The organism is Chryseobacterium sp. (assembly GCF_022712095.1).
GTDB lineage: Bacteria > Bacteroidota > Bacteroidia > Flavobacteriales > Weeksellaceae > Chryseobacterium.
This window is the reverse complement of the sequence record NZ_JALAHD010000314.1, coordinates 1-19884: the sequence shown is the minus strand read 5'-3', so window position 1 is coordinate 19884 and position 19884 is coordinate 1. Positions and strand designations below refer to the sequence as shown.

The following is a 19884-nucleotide window of genomic DNA, read 5'->3' as shown; positions in this document are numbered from 1 at the left end:
TATTTTGTCACTGTTTTTTACAGCCATTACGGTAAAAGATTACGAAGGAATAAAAAAATATAAATCATCTGAGCTTTTTTTAACGGGCCCAATTGCCTTTTTGGGAGGAGGATTATTTGAATCTATAGTTTGGCTTGCTAATCCCTTATCATTTTTTGCATTAAGAGCTTATTTTAAGAATGTAAAAACTAATTTATTCCTTTCGATTATTTCATTTTTGATTGCAATAAGTTTTTTAATGTGGGGAGAAATTCTTGTTGCTGAAAATGGAAGAATAGGACTCATACTTGAATACAATATTGGGTACTGGATTTGGATATTTTTAATTTCAATTATACTCTTTTATAATGTAATATTAGTTTGTAAGAGCTTTAAAATATCTCGATAAAAAAGAACACCTGATAATATATATTAATGCCACATAATATGACCTGGAAAGAAGTTTTAGCCCCTATAAAAAATACAGAGTACTTTACGAATCTTTGGAACAAAGTAAAACAGGAATACGCTGCAACCAAGGTATTTCCTCCCAGAAATCAAATTTTCAGGGCATTGGAATTAACAGCTTTTGATGATATTGAGGTGGTTATTATCGGGCAGGATCCTTATCATAATGATTTTCAGGCCAATGGATTGTGTTTTTCGGTTTCAGAGCAGGTAGCAGCACCACCATCCTTACAGAACATTTTTATTGAGCTTAAAGATGATCTTGGAGTTGTCAGAACTTCAAAAGAGCTGGATGATTGGGCGAAACAAGGTGTTTTAATGCTTAATGCAACATTAACTGTACGTGCGCATTCTCCCAACTCCCACAAAGATTTAGGATGGGAAACATTTACCAATTATATTATTAAAGAAATTTCAGATAAAAAGGAAAATGTGGTTTTTGTACTTTGGGGATCTTTTGCGCAAAAAAAAGCCGAACTCATTGATCCGGCTAAACATTTTATTCTTAAATCGGCACATCCTTCACCCTTCTCAGTACATCGGGGATTTTTCGGAAGCAAGCCTTTTTCCAAGATTAATGAGTATCTCGTTTCTAAAGGGAAGAAGCCTATTTCATGGTAGAATCTGTTGGACTGCCTTTTTTAATAGTAATACCAATGCGGTATTTTCCATGTAATGATTTGGATCCTTCTGTAGAAGTAGGATAAGGCGTTACTTCTGTTAGGGTAATTGCATAGCCGTTGAAGGAAGCAGACTGATGATAATTTCTTTCCGCATTTTCAAGGGTCGAAAGCTGCAATGTTCTGGGTCTGGTTGCAAGTCCCATTACTTCAACATTAGCAACAGCTACTCCGGCCCATACGCAATTGACATCTGCAGGGCATCTGCTGTCTTCAGAAATATTTTTGAAAGTAACATTCATTTTATATTCTTCCAGAAATTTATTTTCCCCCTCATTAAAATAAATGATATTGCTGTCTTTAGGCTGAGCCTGAGATTTCACACCGGAATTCTGGGCTGAAATCTGACCTGATTTTGTTTTGTTCTTCTTTTGAGCATTACAGTTGGCTAATGATAATACAGCTAAACTGAATATGATGGCTTTATGTAACATAGTTAATTGTTTTTATAAAATATTGAACATATTTAATATTACTACCAAAAACATTGCCATACCTGTTACAAAACTGAATCCCGTTCCATAAAGAAATCCTATAAAAGCACCTTTGGTAGATTTGATAGCTTTGTTCATATCTTTACTGTCATGAAGCAGTTCTCCGATAAAAACTCCCGCAAACATTCCTATTAAGAATCCTAGAGGAATAGGAAGAAACATTCCGACAATCGTTCCTATGACTGAGCCGATACTTCCCCAGCTTGTTCCCCCATACTTTTTATTGGTTTTTGCGGGGATTACATAGTTCAGGATGCCAGAGGCTAAAGTAAGAATTCCGAATATCCAGATGTAGATAACGGGCAGGTCTGCATCAGTCCCATATTTATAAATAAGAAGTCCTGCAAAGCTCACGATCAGTCCAGGCAATACCGGAAGGAAAGTTCCTAAAATTCCGATAACCAGTAAAATAATACAAAGAATATTGATTAATAGTGTTGAATCCATAGTTTTAAATATGAATGCAAGATAAAAAAACTCACCAGAATATGTGGTGAGTTTTTATGCTTAAAATATTTTAGTAAGGTCTTTACCTAAAACAGATTGAACAATATCCCAATGTTCATCTGTATAACCATCTTCAGGTCTTACTCTTATCATATCAAAAATCAATTCCTGATCCTCTCCGTTATTGGTATTCATGTGGTTCATTTCCACAATGAAATCACCTTCGGCCAAAATCACCTTATTGGTCATGATTAGCTTTGTACCCTGGTTCTTCATCTGTGTAAACCAAAGGCCCAGCTGCTCTCGGCCATCTTTAATATAAGGGTTATGTTGTTTATACACAGTGGATGATGTTGTAGCCACTCTTGTAGCTTCCACAATGGAATAGTCAAGATTATTAAACATATCAGTATCCGCCTTTTGAAATTTAGTGATATTTTCTTCTCCTGATGTTAATTTGTAATTAATAGAAGCTCCGTCAAACATTGTGCGCCCGCTGGCGGTAATATCAGGCTGTATCTGTAGATTTCCCCAATGTTCAATAATTTTGCCATTAGAGTTGAACTTGAAAAGTTCTCCCCGTGCGATGGTAGCATTTCCCTCTTTCTCTTCTATATGGAGAAAAACATAGTTCCCCTGTCCGATAATTCTATGGATTTTAATGCTGTGATTGGGACTGCTTGCTTCTTTCAGAGCATAGTTTTTTAATCCGCTATAAGTGAAATTTTCTGATTCAGCCTGGTGTTCTTTATATCCAATGCCAACATAAGCATCTGCATCATCTTGAGATTTGGATGAATAAAGATGAGAATAAAAACTAATGGCATTGTTTTTTTGATTGTAGAGACTGTAACTGTCTGTATCACTGTCTGAACACGAAAATAAACTTAGTGATAGAGCTAGGCCTAGAAGGGCTATGCTCCCATTTTTTTTCATCATAATTTAATTGTTTACGCAAATATAAAAAATATTAAATTTTAAAATAATAATAGGTGAGATTTATTATTTTGTAAATTTGTTTCTGTGAATGATCAATTAAAAGAAACAAAAAACTTCTTGCAGGAGTATAGTGAGCAACTGTATATCTACATCAGTCAGGTGTCCCCATCTGGTTTTGAATGGATATTTCATATTATGGTTAAATTCCTGCTGCTTATTGCTATTTTTCTGGTCATTGACTTTCTCCTCAAATTTTGTATAAATGGAGTTTTCAGTTTTTTTAAAAATGAGAAAAAATATCCTGTTTTAAAATCCATTTATCATTCAAAGATTACAAATTCTGTTGCCCATTTAGTGGCCCTTACCATAATAGGAAGTATTCATGATTCCATTTTTTCAGGGGCTTTGAAAGCCACTACCATTTTTATTGTAAGATCAGTAAATCTTGGTTTTGTATTGATTGTTGCGGGAATGGGGCTCAGATCATTAAAAGCATTTGAATATTATAATTTTATTAAACAGGATTTTTATAAAAATTTTGCTTTAAGAAGTATATCGGCTACCATTAAAATTATTGGAACTTTCATTTTTTCCATTCTTAGTATTGCTGTTATTTTCGGAATTAAGGGAACCACTATTATTGGGAGTCTCAGTGCTATTACAGCAGTAATGGTATTGGTTTTCCGGGATACTATTCTTGGATTTATTACCAGCCTGAATGTGGCGACTTCTAAAAACCTTAAAGTAGGAGACTGGATAGGAATTCCTAAATATGGCCTGGAAGGCACGATAGAAGATATCAGCTTATTGACCACAAAAATTCAGAATTTCGATAAGACGGTTTCCACAATTCCTACGTATGACCTTATGAGTACTGAAATAAAAAATATTCAGGTGATGTCGGAGAGTAATACCAGAAGAATAAAAAAATCCATTATATTCAATATCAATTCATTTAAATTTTTAGATGATGAATTACTGAAAAGGCTGATGGAAATTAACTTATTGAAAGATTATCTTTTACAAAAACAAACCGAACTCAAGAAACTCCGAAGCAAGATAGATCATGCGGATAAAATGATCAATGGGAAACAGCTTACTAATATCGGTGCTTTCCGGAGATATGCTCTTGAATATCTTAAACATAATGATAATATAGACCAGACAGAAACGGTTCTGGTTCGCCAGATGGAAATTACGCCGCAGGGAATGCCATTGGAGATTTATTGTTTTACCAATGATTCAAATTGGAATAACTATGAGCAGATACAGTCTGATATATTTGATCATTTACTGGTAGCATCCAAGGAGTTTGATCTGGAAATTATGCAGGTGAATATTAGAATTTAAAAGAATAGAAATTATAACGAAATGACAAAATTAAGTGTCAATATTAACAAAATTGCGACGTTAAGAAATGCCAGAGGAGGTGAAACGCCAAGTGTAACAGAAGCCGCGATTAAGATTCAGGAATTTGGAGGACAGGGGATTACTATTCATCCAAGACCGGATGAAAGACATATTACCCGAAAAGATGTTTATGATCTTAAACCTTTAGTAACAACAGAATTCAATATAGAAGGAAATCCTCATCAGCCGTTTATCGATATGGTGCTTGAGGTAAAACCGGAGCAGGTAACTTTAGTTCCTGATGCAGATGATGCTATTACTTCCAATGCTGGTTGGGATACCAAAAAACACTTAAGTTTTTTAACGGAGATTATTTCTGAATTTAAAAATGCGGGCATCCGTACTTCTATTTTCCTGGATCCGCATCCGCAGTTGGTAGAATATGCTGCCAAAACAGGAGCTGACAGAATTGAATTGTATACGGAAGCTTATGCAAAAAACTATTCTATCAATAAAGAACAAGCTATAAAACCCTATTATGATACAGCTGTAGTAGCTGCTGATTTCGGGCTGGGGCTTAATGCTGGACATGATCTTAGTCTTGATAATTTAAAATATTTTGCCGATGAAATTCCTAATCTTTTAGAAGTTTCCATAGGTCATGCTTTGATCTCGGAAGCTTTATATATGGGGTTGGAAAATACAATTCAGGCTTATCTGAAAAGATTGGCAAAGTGGTAAATTTAAATAGGAATTAGTAATTAAAGTTATTGAAGCAGAAAATTTATTTTTAAATGATAGCTGATAACTGAGATTAAACAAACTATATGGAAATTTTACATTCAAAAATATTTGGCGAAGAACTTTCTACTACGCCACTTCTGGTATTTCATGGTTTATTTGGAATGCTTGATAACTGGGGAAGCTTTGGAAAAGATTTAGGTGAGCAGCTTCCTGTACATTTACTGGATTTAAGGAATCACGGAAGAAGCTTTCATTCAGAAAATATGTCCCATGATGACCTTGCCGATGATATTGCGAATTATATGGCTCACTATGGAATAGAGAAAGCTCATGTATTAGGACATTCCTTAGGGGGAAAAGCCGTAATGCAGTTTGCTGTAAAATATCCTGAGAAAGTGGAGAAGCTGATTGTTGTAGATATTTCACCAAAAGCCTATCCACCCCATCATCAGGGAGTGATTAAGGCCTTGGAAAGTGTTGATTTTAATACGGTTAATTCGAGAAGTGAAGTGGAAGCTGTTTTAAATCAGTATATTCCGGATAAACCAACTATCCAGTTCCTCACTAAGAATCTATACTGGGATGATAATAAAAAACTTAACTGGAGATTCAATCTGAAAACCTTATCTGAAAAATATACGGAGTTTGTTTCTAATGCTATTAAATTTGGTGTTTTTGAGGGTGATACTTTATTTATTTCCGGTGAAAAATCCAATTATATTCTACCTCAGGACGAATATGCAATTAAACAACAATTCCCCAAAGCAAAGATCATCACTGTGAAAAATGCCGCCCATTGGGTTCAGGCAGATAATCCTGTGGAATTTGCCAAAGTGGTGAAAGAATTTTTAGAATTAAATTAATAGAATAAACTCCCCAAAGTCTTATCTGGTTCCCATTGGTTTTTAAACGGATAATATTGTTTTTTTAGTAATATTATTAGTTAAATTAAAGTGAATTATGTTTGAAAAATTGCAAATTTGCAAAAACTTATGGCAGGGGTAATAACTTATAATTTCTCTGAAAGCAAATAAGTTGGCAAGTCACTAATATTATTTATCTTTAAGGCGTAATAATGAGGTGCTAATTTGTAATTATAAGGCAAATAATTGATGGTTTTTGTAACAGGTGCTACCGGTATATTAGGAAGAGTGATCACTTTAGAACTTCTAAAGAGGGGAAAGAAAGTACGTGCTTCCAAGAGACCGACAAGTAATATTCAGGAAGTAAGACATTCTTATACATTTTATACCGATAAAGCTGATGAATACTTTGATGCGATCGAATGGATAGATGTGGATTTTGAGGATGTTGCTTCTCTGGAAAGTGCTTTAGAAGGAATAGAAGAAGTATATCATACCGCCGCAAAAGTAAGCTTTCATCCAAACGATGAAAGAGAGATGTACCGTACCAATGTTAATGGGACGGAAAATCTCTTATATGCCTGTGAAGGTTCCACGGTTAAAAAATTTCTTCATGTAAGTTCTGTTGCCGTTTTGGATGGGTTTAATGAAAAAGGGGAACTGGATGAAGATTCGGAATTTAATCCTAAACTTGAGCATTCTTCTTACGCTATCTCAAAACATTTATCCGAAATGGAAGTTTGGAGAGCGGCAGGAGAGGGCTTAAAAACAATCATCATTAATCCGGGAATTATTATAGGAAGTGGAAACTGGAACCAGAGCAGCGGAGAGCTTTTTCATACTTTTGAAGACAATAGTTTCACCTTTTCCGGCGGCTCTGCTTATGTAGATGTAAGAGATGTTGCCATTATTGCTGTAGATTTGATGGAAAAAAATATTTTTGATGAGCGGTTTATCATTGTTGCAGAAAATGTTAAATATGAAAAAATAGGAAATCAGATTCGCCGAAAGCTGGGATTGAAGGAGGCAAAGATCCTTTCAAAAACAAAACTGAATATCGGCAGGATAGCCAATATACTTTTCGGATGGCTGATCCCTAAACTGAGAATGATTACCAAATCCAATATAGAAGCAATTTCATCCTTTAATACGATCTCCAGTCATAAAGTGAAAGAATATTTAGATTATCAATTCATATCTGTTTCGGAAAGCATTGATTTCCATCTCAATAATTATATTAACGACAAAAAGCTGAAGAAATAAATGAATCTTGCAGAAGCAATTATCACCAAAAATGTAGAAAAACATCCTTTAAAATCAGCAATAGGTTTTAAGAAGAAAGATGAATGGAAAGAACTGAGCTGGCAAAAATTTGAGGAGTTGATCTTTAAAACGGCGAATGCTCTTAAAGAAGCAGGGGTTCAGGAAAATGACAAAGTTTCAATTTATGCTGATAATTCGGCAGAATGGATGATTTTTGATCTTGCTACTATGTCTATTGGCGCAATTAGCGTACCTATATATTCCACGAATAATGCAGAGCAGGCTGAATATATTCTTACCGATTCAGGATCTAAAGTTGTTTTGGTAGGAAATCAGATGCAGTATGATGCCTGTTTTGAAATTCTAAATAAAGAAGGTAATCAGCTACAAACCATTATTGTCACTAAAAAAGCGGTTTGGATAAAAAAAGAAAATACCTTTTACCTCGAAGATTTTATTGCCAAGGCTTCTCCTAAATTAGAAATCAGTAAGAGAGAAGAAGAAGATGTTGCGACATTAATATATACCTCAGGAACCACGGGAATTCCCAAAGGAGTTATGCTTACCCATGGTAATTTTGTTAAGGCGATTGATGCCCATTTTGTCTTTTTTAAATTTAAAAATTTTGAGGAAGAGCTTTCCATGGCATTTTTACCATTAAGTCATGTCTTTGAAAGAAGCTGGAGTTTGCTTTGTCTGTATGGTGGTGCAAGAGTGTATTTTCTTGAGGATCCTAAGAATATTGCAAAAGCAATGGCAGAGGTAAAACCCACCATGATGTGCTCTGTTCCGAGATTTTTCCAAAAGATCTATGCAGGTGTGAATGAAATGGTGGAAGAAAGTTCCTCTATGAAAAAGAAAATTTTCAATTGGGCCTTGGGGGTAGGAAAGCAAACTGCTGAATTAAGAAGGACTGAAAAGCCTATTTCGCTTGGTTTGAAGCTTAAAAGCTCAATAGCCGATGCTTTGGTTTTTAATAAAATTAAAGAAAGATTGGGAGGTCGATTATGGCTCCTTCCATGTGGTGGTGCTTCCGTATCTCCGGAAGTAACCCGTTTCTTTGAATCTGTAGGAATTCATGTAACGGTAGGATATGGATTGACAGAGACAACTGCAACGCTTACTTTATTCCCTTTTACTCATTTTGAACACGGCTCCTGTGGAGTTCCTTTACCGGGTGTGGAAATCAGAATAGGAAAAGATAATGAGATTCAGGCAAAAGGAAACGGAATTATGAAGGGATATTATAACCGTCCTGAAGATACAAAAGCAGTATTTACGGAAGATGGATGGTTCAGAACCGGAGATGCCGGAAAATTTGATGAAAAGGGAAACTTAATCATTACTGACAGGATCAAGGATCTGATGAAAACTTCTAACGGTAAGTATATAGCGCCTCAGCAGATTGAAAATATTCTTACCAATAACAATTACATTCAGCAGATTACGTTAATTGCAGAAGGAAGACAGTTTGTTTCTGCCCTGATCGTACCGAACTTTGAGTTCTTAAGAGATTATCTTAAAAAACTCAATATTCCTTTCAGCAGTTGGGAAGAAATTGTAAAAAAAGAAGAGATTGTTAATTTCTATAAACAAAAAATAAAGGAATTGCAAACAGAGCTTTCCGATTTCGAGAAAGTGAAAAGATTTACTTTAATGTCTTCTGAATTTGAAATCAATACAGGAGAGATTACACCGACATTGAAGGTGAAAAGAAATGTAGTGCTTAAAAAATATGCGGATATTATAGAAAAAATGTATTAATAACTGCGACTAAACTGTTATGTTCAGTACCGGTTTTTTACTTTTTAATTAAATTATGACGACAATACAGGAGTTTTTAGGAAAACAAATTAATACAATTCATAATCAAACGGTTTCAGAAAGCTGCCCGTCAAATATAGCCCTGATAAAATATTGGGGAAAATATGACCAGCAGATTCCTGCTAATCCAAGTATAAGCTATACTTTAAATCATTGTAAAACGAATACGGCAATGGAATTTATAGCAAATGAATCTTTTTCCGTCCAAACCTATCTGGCAGGCAATGAAGAAGTGAAGTTTGCCGAGAAAATTGAAAAATACTTTAGAAATATAGAACAGTATTTACCATGGATTTTAAAAGGTAAATATATAATCAGAACAGAAAATACCTTTCCGCACAGCTCAGGGATTGCGAGTTCGGCTTCAGGATTTGGAGCCATAGCCAAATGTTTAATGAAATTGGATGAGATTTTTACCGGAAAAATTACTGAAGAAGATGCGCTAAGAAAAGCTTCCTTTTTGGCAAGGTTAGGAAGTGGAAGTGCCTGCAGAAGTTTATACAACGGACTTGTTGTATGGGGGGAATCTGATGTAATAGAAGGAAGCTCTGATTTATATGCCGTAAAATATCCTGATGCTGAAATCCATGAAATATTCAGGAATTTTAATGACTGGGTTTTACTCATTCATGAAGGGCAGAAAAGTGTCTCTTCCACGGTAGGACATGGTCTTATGAAAACCAACCCTTATGCGGAAAGAAGGTTTCAGGAAGCCAGAGATAACTTTGTTCCCATGAAAGAAATTCTAAAAAGTGGAAATTTACAACAATTTATCACATTAGTGGAGCATGAAGCTCTAACTCTTCATGCCATGATGATGATGAGTGATCCTGCTTTCATCCTGATGAAAACAGGAACGCTGGAAGTGATCAACAAAATATGGGACTTCCGAAAAGAGACAGGTTTGCCATTATTCTTTACTTTGGATGCAGGAGCGAATGTACATCTTTTATTTCCCGCAGGAAGTTCAGACGAAAAAATCAAGACCTTTATAGATACTGAATTGTTACCTCATACTCAGAAAAATGGAGTTGTAAAAGATATTATGAAGTTTTGATAAGGAAATAAGGATGTCTATTGGGAACACTAATTAGTTTTCTGAAGCTACAGAATCCCGTTGACCTTCTTCCTTTTTACCTTCCTCAATCATTTCCCTGGCTTCTGCTTTTTCTTGTGGATTTGCTCTTTCTATCTTTTCTGCCTGCTTATTATTGGAAGGATCTATGAAAAAATCACAATAAACAGGAAGATGGTCTGAGCCAAAATTTTCAAGAGCTGATAATTTTTTAATAAATATTTCCTTGCTGTGAAACATAAGGTCTATAGGAAACCGAAAGGCTTTATATTTGGCGTGAAAGGTGGAGACGAAGGCGTGTCCTATTCTAGGATCAATAAGATTACTCGTTTTTCTAAATAGAATAGACGATCTGGACCATGCTACATTATTAAAATCTCCAACTGCAATTACCGGATGTTTAAGCTCTTTTATCCTTCTGGCGACACTCAATAAATCTCCATCTCTCTCTTTGGAGGTCTCTTCTTCCGTAGGGCTGGGAGGTGGAGGGTGTACTCCAAAAAATACAAAAGAAAATCCATCGGAAGTTTCCAGATGAATTTCTATACTAGGGATATCATCGGCAACAAAATAATGGGTTTGGGCACTTTTTATTTTCAATTTAGAATAGAAATGCATTCCATAAGTGTTTTCAAGAGTTACCTTATGTTGATAGGGATAGTTGCTTTCTATTGAGCGCAGAGCTTTTTCCCAATCCTTATTACTTTCCATAGTAAGAATAATATGTGGTTCATATTTATCCACAAGTTCTATGAATTTGTTATACTTTTTATTGAACTGATAAACATTCGCTGAAATAAAACTAATCTTTTTTGAAAAGTGATGATGGTTGTATTCTTTTTTTACTGGGTAAACAGGAGTATATTTTATAAGTGTTGTCCAATGATATATAAATAATAATGCTAAACCACCTTGAATATACAATACGTTTAAAGGTGCATGATCGAGAAAGAAGCCTATTATAAAAGTAATTAAAATAAAATAAGTAATCTGTATTTTTCCAAATTCCGGAACCCTGAATATCCAATGAGGATGCTGTATTTTAGGCAAGAATGTTGAAATTAATAATGTTATGGTTAGAAATGAATAAATATATTCCATATTGTTTATTATAATGGGTGTGAAATTAAGATATTTTTACATAATTTCAATAAATATACTATTGATTATTTATGAGCGGAATATTAAAGCGGGGAGAAATGAGCCATCAAATATTTTTGATTTTCCTAAACTATCTTATAAATTTGAAGTGAAAATTATTTGTGTCTCTTATATTAAATAAAACCTTATGAAAATTCATCATATTGCCATCATCGGATCCGATTACGAAGTCTCCAAAAGATTTTATACAGAAATTTTAGGTTTAAATATTATCCGCGAAGTATATCGTGAAGAAAGAAAATCTTATAAACTGGATTTAGCTATAGGAGATCACTATATTATTGAATTATTTTCTTTTCCGTCTCCACCTCCGCGACCGTCCCGTCCCGAAGCTTGTGGATTAAGGCATTTGGCTTTCGCGGTAGATAATGTGTCGGAGAAACGTCAGGAATTAATACAAAAAGGCCTGAACTGTGAAGAAATCCGTGTTGATGAATTTACGGGAAAAGAATTCTTTTTTACTCAGGACCCCGATCAGCTTCCTTTGGAGTTTTACGAAGTATGAGGACTAATGAGCATACCCTGTAAGAAAACTTATAGTCATAATGGCTAGTACAATGGCTGAAATGACCACATATACATAATCTTTTTCTTTAAGGTATCCGATCAAGGCAAATATAATTCTCATTAAAGGAGTGAAAATCAGCATAAGAATTCCCAGTTGGATAATAGCTTCCCCTTTTCCTAAACATAAAGAATCCCAGAAGTTGGCCCATACTTTTTGGGAAGAGTTTAATGGAGGAAATGAATAATCTTTAGGCATCGTAAAGCCTTCTAAAAAAAGCTTAATGAATCCTATAAGTGAAGTGATAACCGATAAAATAACACCTAACCGAAGAAGATTTCCTACGGAACGGTTTAAATCAAGATCTGTGAAGTTCTTTCTCATCTGAAGCTTTGATTAATACCGTTATACATCATATAAACTGATAAAATGGTAATGACGATAGCGAAAAATGTTTTTAATTTTTTCGTTTTTGAAACCATTAATGTTTTTGAACCTATAAAACTTCCTATTACAACTCCTATTAATACAGGGGCAACAATTACAGGAATAATTTCCCCTCTCTGGAAATAAATCAGTGCACCTGCTACTGCTGTTACTCCGATCATGAAGTTACTAGTCGTGGTAGATACTTTAAAAGGTAATCTCATCATATTATCCATTGCCAATACCTTTAAAGCACCTGAGCCTATACCTAAAAGACCGGACATAGCTCCGGCAAACATCATCATCAGAAATCCGGGAATTGTATTTCGGGCTGAATAGCTTTTAATCACACCTTTATCGGGAAATGTTCCATACAGCTTCAATTTATCTTCAAGGCTACCTTTGATAAGAGGCTCCTGATGATCAGGCTTTCCTTTAAGATTTAAGATAACAGTAAGGATTAGGATACTGGCGAAGATAATTCCAATCGTATTGGGATTAAGGGCTCCTGAAACAATGGCACCTATAATAGCTCCGGCTGTTGTTGCAATTTCCAGAAACATCCCGATCCTCATATTGGTAAATCCTTCTTTTACAAAAGCAACAGCTGCACCTGATGAGGTTCCGATTACTGAAATTAAGGATGCTCCAATTGCGTAGTGCATGGGAACACCAAAACCGAGAGTTAATAAAGGGATAATAATAACTCCTCCTCCCAAACCCGTAAGAGATCCAAGGAGACCGGCAGAAATGGCCCCAAGAAAGAGAATGATGATTTCTGACATGTCACAAAGATAAAACTATTGCGACTTTCAGACAAACTTAAAAAAATATAAATTGAACTTAATTTTAGAAAAATATAAATATGGTTTAATTTTGCAGGAAAGAAGCGAAATGAAATTATTTTACATTATCCTGGGTGCTACTCCTAAAGGAAGAAATATAGAACAGCACGATGTGTTTTTTGGAATTGCTGAAAACCTTAAAGATCTTGTGCCGGATATGAAAGATTTCTGGAAAGAAGCAGATGGGAAAATTCATGTAGATTGTTACCAGGTGGTACAATTTGCTGACGGATATGAGTTGAAAATTGTGGAAAAAACAGAGAATTCTTCTGAAAATCAATTGTTCTTTATTAATTTAGGCGGATACAAGAAAGGTTTCTTTGAAGAATTTCATGAGCAGCATCTTATGGTAGGAAAATCTATGGGTGAAGTTGTAAAAAGAGTAAAAGAAACCGAGTTTTATAAAACAATGGGTTTTGAGAATGCAGTAAGTCATATTGATGACAAGCATGGAGTAGATATTGACGATATTTTTAGTGTTCATGACATTCTGCCAAAAAATATGAAAGAGAAATATTCTATTATATTGGAAAGAACAGAAGCTGAGAATCAATATAATATAGTTAAGGTAGGCTATTTAAAAGTTTAAGTATTAAAGCAAACATATTTTATATAACAATGTAACAAGGCAATCTTGAAAATAAAGATTGCCTTGTTAAAATAATTCTTTATTAGAATTATACTTATTAAGGTTCAGCTATAAAAGCCGGACGGGGAGCATATCTGATATTTTGTAATCCCATCTGACTTTTTTGAAGTGCCATTTGTTTTACAAGATCATATTCAAGATCATCATAATAATGATCATTTGTCATATTATCAAGTGTAGTTCTTTCTCCTTTTAGCTTATCGCTAATTGCTTTACTTTGAGCTTGTGTCAGATTTTGTAGATTACGACCTTTTCTATTGTCTGTTACAACATATTTATTGTTTAAATCTATCACAAAAGCTCCTGGAGTAAATAGATTAGTAAAGTATTGTTTATTTGGTGTATTACTTGGGTAGCTGTCAATTGCTTCTTTTGCTGATAGTAAATTTGCTCTTTTCAATAACGTAGTTACATAAGAATTAGAGTTTGGATAATAAGGATTATATCTTACCTTTAAGTCATTGATAAAGGCATCTGACGCTTCAAAACTGTTAAATATGTTAGTTAAGTTATCTGCAACTTTAACCACTACACCTATATTTTTTTGTTGCCCGTCAAAGTCTATTGAGCCGATCTCTACTTTTTTAGAAGGATCCCTTGGATCAGTCTTAAGCTCATAAGGTCGGTTAAGTCCTACTTGCCCCGTTAGATGCCCAAAACTTTGTACACCTGGTATTGGTGGAGGAGTTGCTCCGGTTAGAATATAAACAAAGGTGTGGATGGCATCTGGCTGGGCAGCAGGCCCTGCTCTATATATCCATTCTATTTTTCTTCGATGATCATAGCATAGAATATACATGTGATAAGCTGCTGTACCATTAATTAGCGGTAATTTTTTAAAAAAAACACTAATCGCATCTAAATTTTTATCAAAATGACCTAATAATTTAAACCGGTCATCGGAACTGGGATAGTAAGCGTCATATGAACCGCGAAAAATATCCGACAGGTCCCTGAGTACTCTTCCATTTCCAGCTTTTGCAACTAAATTTTCTTGATTAACTTCGGTTAGGGCCGCATTGTCTGTACCCAGATCTTCTCTTTGACAGGCAGATAAAATTAGAATTGTTAAAAATGAGAAAATGATTTTTTTCATAACTTGTTGTTTTTAGAGTGATTTTATAGTTCAAAAATAAGTGAATTAGCATTTAATTATGCTTAACATAATTAATGTTAATCGAGAATTGATATTGGATTTATTATTAATTAATATTCTAATAGTCAAAAAAATATAATTGAAGAAGAAATGAAGTTGGAAAATAAGCTATTTAATAATTATCTTTGGCACCAAGTGCTGCCATGAGTGCCACTTATTTCTTTAATTCTAAATAAAATTTTGTTATTCAGATATTTACAGCTGAATAGAGTAATGATAAATCTAATCAAAATAAAATGAAAATAGGTATTTTAGGAGGAGGACAGTTAGGAAGAATGTTCATCCAGAATGCATTAAACTACGATGATGAATTCTATACACTGGATCCCGCTTTGGATGCACCATGTCATAACATATCTTACTTCACACAAGGAAATTTCAACGACTATCAGACGGTTCTGGATTTTGGGAAAGATAAAGATGTTGTCACCATTGAAATAGAGCATGTGAATGCTGATGCCCTTGCTGAATTGGAAAATCAGGGTGTGAAAGTGGTACCTAATGCCAGAATTGTTAAAACAATTCAGCAAAAAATACTTCAGAAAGAGTTTTATAAAGCACATAATATTCCGAGTCCTGATTTTGAAGTAATGTGGGATGGTAATGACAAAATAATGATGCCTTTACCCTTTGTTCAGAAAATGAATACGGGAGGATATGATGGAAAAGGAGTTCAGGTGATCAGAACGGAAGAAGATTATCAGCATTTATGGAAAGAACCTACGGTACTGGAAAGCTTAGTAGATATAGACAAAGAACTTTCAGTGATCGTAGCCAGAAATGAAAATGGAGAAACGAAAACTTTTCCTGTTACGGAAATGGTTGCAGATCCTAAGCTTAATCTGTTGGATTTTAATATTTGTCCGACTCAGCTGAGTGTAGATATTCAAAATCAAATCCACTTCATTACAGAAAAATTTTTAGCAGCGGTTAATTCCCCGGGCTTATTTGCGATTGAATTATTCCTTGATAAAGAAGGAAAAGTATGGGTAAATGAAACAGCCCCGAGATTACATAATTCAGGGCATCAGAGTCAGGAAGGAAATGCTAATTCACAGTTTGAACAGATGTATCGTGTCGTGAAAAACTTACCTTTGGCAGATACTGATACCTCCACTTATAGCGGTATGCTTAATCTTGTAGGGGCTGAAGGCTTTTCCGGAAAAGTAGTTTATGAGGGATTGGAGGAGGTATTGAAACTGCCTAAAACATATGTCCATTTATATGGAAAAACAGAAACAAAACCTGGTAGAAAAATGGGACATATTAATGTTTTGGCAGAGTCCAGAGAAGAATTAATGGAAAAGTTGGTCAAAGTAAAAGCTATGGTCAAAGTAAAGGCTTAATCTGAATATCATAAGACATAAGACAATAAAAAGACCACTTTATAAGTGGTCTTTTTATATTTGAATCAGATTTTATTACCTCATTCTTTCATTGATTTCTTCCTGTAAATTTTCAATCTTTTCTTTTATTTCATGACTTAATCTCTTAGGGAAGTCCTTAAGTTTTTTTAAATCAAAAGCTAAGATAATAGAAGCTACTCCTACAAGGATGAAAGCTAAACCGGTAAGAACAACTAGTGAAATTCCGGAAAAAATAGGGTTAGCTAACAGCATAAAGGAAAGAATAATTCCCAATACGCTAAAAATAGCCAGATTTCCCCATTTTAATACATGAGCATCTTTAAGATCTAAAGAAATTCCCAATAATTGAAAAGAACGGAACATAACGGTAAATCCTACAATGAAGGGAAGAATAGACATAGAAATCTGAGGATAGGCAATCAGAAATATACCCATTCCAAAAGATAGTAGTCCGCTTACAAGGTACCATCCCCAACCATTCAATGATTTTGAATTTTGTATGGAAAAGAAAATATCAAACAGTCCTGAAACAATGAAGGACGCACTAAAAAGTATAGATAGTGCAAGATAAGTTGCCAAAGGTGAACTGAATACATAAATTCCGAGGACAATAAAAAGAATTCCCAAAATAAGAGGAATGTACCAATGCTTTACTGAGTTTCTAAATGATTTTAATAAACTTGGCATAGTTGATCAATTTTGTGCCTACTTTGAAATACGGTGTTCGGCTAGTCCGTGTTTATTTTATTAATAGTTTACCGGCCGGCATGTGGGTAAAAAGAAAAATTAGCCCATGCTAATCTCACTTCATTTCAGGCAAAAATGTAATTTTTTACCTACTCTAATTTACGTAAAATTGCTCAAAGATAAAATTAAAAGTTGATTAAAATTATTATGATGCTTGTCATACTAATGGATTAACACACCTTTAATCCATTAATATGGCAACTTTTACTTAAAGATTTTTTTAATAATATTTCCTATTTCAACAAAATCACCGTGATTTCCTACGGATCTTTTTTCAGCAGTATTTTTATCATATTCGGAAAAAGGGAAGATGAGGAGATAATTGTTGTTTTTCAGATTCCTGTTGAGCAGCTCTGGCATAAGTCTCATTTGAGGAATGTACGACTGCATGCCCTGCTTAGCCATTAGGACAATAAGTGCTTCGTCTTCTCCCAGTTTGGATGCTGTTTTTTCACCATCCTTCCAGGTATTCATAATGATGAATTCTGCTTCTATATTTGCTTTTTTGATAATTTTTTGAAGAATATCCAAAATGTTTTCAGGAGCATAGAAAGTAATGGTAGCTCCTGAATTACGAGCGATATTCCAGACCCTTAAAAGAGCATGAAAAAACCCTGCTTCTTTATGAGAGTTGGCGGGAATCATTACTGCATATTTCTTGATGGTAGAAATAGGCTGGGCAGCATGATAAACCAATATATTTACATCGTCATTCTGTAGATACCCGTTGTACAGGTTATATACAAAAGAAGGAGAAAATCCTTTACTATCTTCTAAACCGATAATAAGGTCGGTGATTTTCTGTTCCTTTATAACATTGTTGATCCCGTTCACTACATCATTATCATACCTTTTCAGAGCCTGAAGTTTTACATCGGCAGCTGAGGCTGCGTCTGTAGCCTGATGAAGCAATTTTTCAGCATTCTTGACCGATGATTCGTTTTTATCTTCATTGATAACATTCAGGGCATACAGGTCTTCTGTATTTGAATGGGCTTTTATCAGAATTCCCAGATTGACCATTCGTTCTACTGTTTCTTCATGGTTGATGGCAAGAAGAATATTTTCTTCTTCATGATTATTTCCGGATACCGTATCTTCATTATCACTTTCAGCAATTTTCTGAGCACTGGCCATGGAAATGAATGATGAAATGGTACAGGATACCAAAATCAGTAATATACTTCCGTTTAATACATGCTCGTTAAGTAATCTTACCGGTTCTCCGGTCTCTGTTTCTGATATGATGATATTATATCCTACCATTACAGATGCCAGTGTTGCAGCAGCAGAAGCAGAACTAAGTCCGAAAATAAGTTTCCCTTCTTCCTTTGTAAGACGAAATGTTTTCTGAGTAGCTACAGCAGACAAGTATTTTCCACCTATAGAGGCAATTAACATAATAGCTGCAGCTTCCAATGTTTCCCAACTGCTAAAGAATACCTTAAAATCAATCAACATTCCTACGCTGATCAGAAAGAACGGAATAAAAATGGCATTTCCTACGAATTCCACTCTGTTCATCAATGAAGATGTATGAGGAATAAGTCTGTTTAAAGCCAGTCCGGCAAAGAAAGCTCCGATAATTGCTTCTACTCCTGCTAGCTCAGCTAATAGAGCCGCTAAATAAATCATTACCAGAACAAAGATATACTGAGAGATTTTATCGTCAACCTTTTTAAAGAACCATCTTCCGATAATAGGAAATATAAGCAATACGATTAGAGCAAAAATAATAAATGATACAGACAGCTTTACCCAAAAAGCAGTACCTACCTCTCCTTGAGACATTCCTACAATAATAGCAAGTACCAATAGGGCCAGTACATCTGTAATCATAGTTCCTCCGACTGTAATATTGACTGCCGTATTCTTAGCAATTCCTAATTTGCTTACCAGAGGATAGGCAATTAATGTGTGAGATGAGAATAGACTGGCAAAAAGGATTGCCGTTAATAAAGAAAAATGAAGTAGGTAATAACCTCCCAAAAATCCTAAGACAAAAGGAACGGTAAAAGTATAAATTCCGAAAGTAAGACTTTTCCATTTGTTCTTTTTAAAGTCTCCCATATCAATTTCTAATCCGGCCAGGAACATGATGTAGAGCAAACCGGTAGTTCCTGTTACAACAATACTACTGTCCCTTGACAGTACATTAAATCCATTCGGACCAATGATGGCTCCGGCAATAATTAGCCCCAGCAAATGCGGAACTTTGATTTTATTCAGCAATAAAGGAGCTGCCAGGATGATAATGAGAACCAATAAAAATTTCAGTACCGGATCTTCTATAGGTAGACTAAGATTGTGGATACTTAATAATAGCATATGTGTTTTTTATTTTTTGTTGCGTACTAACTCTACAGAAAACTTGGCGGTACAGTTGTTATCTGATGTAATAGTTCTGATACCTTTGATTTTAGTATCCGAAATATCATTGAGTACTACATTCATTTCCACTTTTTTCGATGCTGTGGAATCTGTTTTGAAATTAAGTTTTATTTCGTTGTTTTCGAATTTGCCTGTATAAAGACGGACAAGATTATTGTTATTAATGATTTTAACTACTAATTGAGTAGAATCGTGATCGAATTCCCAGATATCCGAACGCTGATCTCCAACGACATATTCACTGCAATTAGATTCAGTACATATTACTTTACTGTTCCAGATTCCTGCAATTTCCTGAGGCCATGTCGGGATTATTACAGAATCCTTATGGGAGAAAATACTGTCCCGCATTTTTAATAAAGCCTGATATTGGGATTCCTTCTGTGCAAAAAGTTTTTCCTTTTCCAATAATTGTTTTTCTCTTTCTGCAATCTGCTGTTCTTTTTCTTTATTGGTACAGGACATCAAAAGAAAAGCAACTGAAATGAATAAAAAGAATGTGTTTTTTAAC

At 34.7% G+C, this 19884-nt stretch carries 20 protein-coding genes and 1 pseudogene; 11 read left to right on the top strand and 10 right to left on the bottom strand.

Going from position 1 to position 19884, the window contains the following annotated elements:
- Together Q0A18_RS15795 and Q0A18_RS15790 are read left to right on the top strand one after the other, a co-directional pair.
- A pseudogene (locus tag Q0A18_RS15795) lies at positions 1-388 on the top strand (hypothetical protein); the annotation flags it as partial.
- Positions 389-426: 38 nt separating this feature from the next.
- Entirely contained in the window at positions 427-1068 is a 642-nt protein-coding gene (locus Q0A18_RS15790) for a uracil-DNA glycosylase (protein ID WP_292011124.1), read from the top strand.
- On the opposite strand, the gene Q0A18_RS15785 is transcribed toward Q0A18_RS15790, so the two are convergent.
- From Q0A18_RS15785 to Q0A18_RS15775, 3 genes are read right to left on the bottom strand one after another with little or no spacing between them, the layout of a single operon-like run.
- A complete protein-coding gene (locus Q0A18_RS15785) occupies positions 1055-1561 on the bottom strand; it encodes a hypothetical protein (protein ID WP_292011123.1) in 507 nt (168 codons plus the stop codon). The genes Q0A18_RS15790 and Q0A18_RS15785 overlap by 14 nt on opposite strands.
- Before the next feature lie 12 nt (positions 1562-1573).
- Positions 1574-2068, bottom strand: a complete 495-nt coding sequence (locus Q0A18_RS15780; RefSeq protein ID WP_292011122.1) for a DUF456 domain-containing protein — start codon at positions 2066-2068, stop codon at positions 1574-1576.
- 60 nt (positions 2069-2128) lie between these two features.
- Positions 2129-3007, bottom strand: coding sequence for a hypothetical protein (locus tag Q0A18_RS15775; RefSeq protein WP_292011121.1), 879 nt, complete (start codon positions 3005-3007; stop codon positions 2129-2131).
- A gap of 84 nt (positions 3008-3091) precedes the next feature.
- On the opposite strand from Q0A18_RS15775, the gene Q0A18_RS15770 reads away from it, so the two are divergent.
- From Q0A18_RS15770 to Q0A18_RS15745, 6 genes are all read left to right on the top strand, one after another.
- The gene (locus Q0A18_RS15770; protein WP_292011120.1) at positions 3092-4357 is read left to right on the top strand and encodes a mechanosensitive ion channel domain-containing protein; all 1266 of its coding nucleotides are present in this window, start codon (positions 3092-3094) and stop codon (positions 4355-4357) included.
- A 21-nt stretch (positions 4358-4378) separates the two neighbouring features.
- Positions 4379-5098, top strand: coding sequence for a pyridoxine 5'-phosphate synthase (locus tag Q0A18_RS15765; RefSeq protein WP_292011119.1), 720 nt, complete (start codon positions 4379-4381; stop codon positions 5096-5098).
- 86 nt (positions 5099-5184) lie between these two features.
- Positions 5185-5964: an alpha/beta fold hydrolase gene (locus Q0A18_RS15760; RefSeq protein ID WP_292011118.1), complete on the top strand. Its 780-nt coding sequence runs from the start codon at positions 5185-5187 to the stop codon at positions 5962-5964.
- Between the two features lie 249 nt (positions 5965-6213).
- Positions 6214-7227 (top strand): NAD-dependent epimerase/dehydratase family protein, encoded by a 1014-nt coding sequence (locus Q0A18_RS15755; protein WP_292011126.1) that lies wholly within the window; start codon positions 6214-6216, stop codon positions 7225-7227.
- On the top strand, positions 7228-8991 hold the full coding sequence (locus Q0A18_RS15750) for a long-chain fatty acid--CoA ligase (protein WP_292011117.1): 1764 nt from the start codon (positions 7228-7230) through the stop codon (positions 8989-8991).
- A 55-nt stretch (positions 8992-9046) separates the two neighbouring features.
- A complete protein-coding gene (locus tag Q0A18_RS15745) occupies positions 9047-10108 on the top strand; it encodes a diphosphomevalonate decarboxylase (RefSeq protein WP_292011116.1) in 1062 nt (353 codons plus the stop codon).
- 33 nt (positions 10109-10141) lie between these two features.
- Here the strand turns inward: Q0A18_RS15745 and Q0A18_RS15740 are convergent, their stop codons facing one another.
- Positions 10142-11227, bottom strand: coding sequence for an endonuclease/exonuclease/phosphatase family protein (locus tag Q0A18_RS15740; RefSeq protein WP_292011115.1), 1086 nt, complete (start codon positions 11225-11227; stop codon positions 10142-10144).
- A 187-nt stretch (positions 11228-11414) separates the two neighbouring features.
- On the opposite strand from Q0A18_RS15740, the gene Q0A18_RS15735 reads away from it, so the two are divergent.
- A complete protein-coding gene (locus tag Q0A18_RS15735; protein WP_292011114.1) occupies positions 11415-11792 on the top strand; it encodes a VOC family protein in 378 nt (125 codons plus the stop codon).
- 3 nt (positions 11793-11795) lie between these two features.
- Here the strand turns inward: Q0A18_RS15735 and Q0A18_RS15730 are convergent, their stop codons facing one another.
- Both Q0A18_RS15730 and Q0A18_RS15725 read right to left on the bottom strand, forming a co-directional pair.
- Complete coding sequence (locus Q0A18_RS15730) at positions 11796-12176, bottom strand: DUF1634 domain-containing protein (RefSeq protein ID WP_292011113.1); 381 nt, start codon at positions 12174-12176, stop codon at positions 11796-11798.
- Positions 12173-13003, bottom strand: coding sequence for a sulfite exporter TauE/SafE family protein (locus tag Q0A18_RS15725; RefSeq protein WP_292011112.1), 831 nt, complete (start codon positions 13001-13003; stop codon positions 12173-12175). The genes Q0A18_RS15730 and Q0A18_RS15725 overlap by 4 nt, the downstream gene beginning before the upstream one ends.
- Positions 13004-13112: 109 nt before the next feature.
- Here Q0A18_RS15725 and Q0A18_RS15720 point away from each other — a divergent pair, with 109 nt between their 5' ends.
- Entirely contained in the window at positions 13113-13652 is a 540-nt protein-coding gene (locus Q0A18_RS15720) for a DUF1543 domain-containing protein (protein WP_292011111.1), read from the top strand.
- Between the two features lie 97 nt (positions 13653-13749).
- Here the strand turns inward: Q0A18_RS15720 and Q0A18_RS15715 are convergent, their stop codons facing one another.
- The gene (locus Q0A18_RS15715) at positions 13750-14808 is read right to left on the bottom strand and encodes a membrane lipoprotein lipid attachment site-containing protein (RefSeq protein ID WP_292011110.1); all 1059 of its coding nucleotides are present in this window, start codon (positions 14806-14808) and stop codon (positions 13750-13752) included.
- Between the two features lie 296 nt (positions 14809-15104).
- On the opposite strand from Q0A18_RS15715, the gene Q0A18_RS15710 reads away from it, so the two are divergent.
- A complete protein-coding gene (locus Q0A18_RS15710) occupies positions 15105-16214 on the top strand; it encodes a 5-(carboxyamino)imidazole ribonucleotide synthase (RefSeq protein ID WP_292011109.1) in 1110 nt (369 codons plus the stop codon).
- Between the two features lie 75 nt (positions 16215-16289).
- Here the strand turns inward: Q0A18_RS15710 and Q0A18_RS15705 are convergent, their stop codons facing one another.
- The 3 genes from Q0A18_RS15705 to Q0A18_RS15695 form a co-directional block, all read right to left on the bottom strand.
- Positions 16290-16922, bottom strand: a complete 633-nt coding sequence (locus tag Q0A18_RS15705; RefSeq protein WP_292011108.1) for a DUF308 domain-containing protein — start codon at positions 16920-16922, stop codon at positions 16290-16292.
- A gap of 264 nt (positions 16923-17186) precedes the next feature.
- Positions 17187-19310: a cation:proton antiporter gene (locus tag Q0A18_RS15700; RefSeq protein ID WP_292011107.1), complete on the bottom strand. Its 2124-nt coding sequence runs from the start codon at positions 19308-19310 to the stop codon at positions 17187-17189.
- 9 nt (positions 19311-19319) lie between these two features.
- Positions 19320-19884: hypothetical protein (locus Q0A18_RS15695; RefSeq protein WP_363315996.1), on the bottom strand; the 565-nt coding region annotated here is incomplete at its 5' end.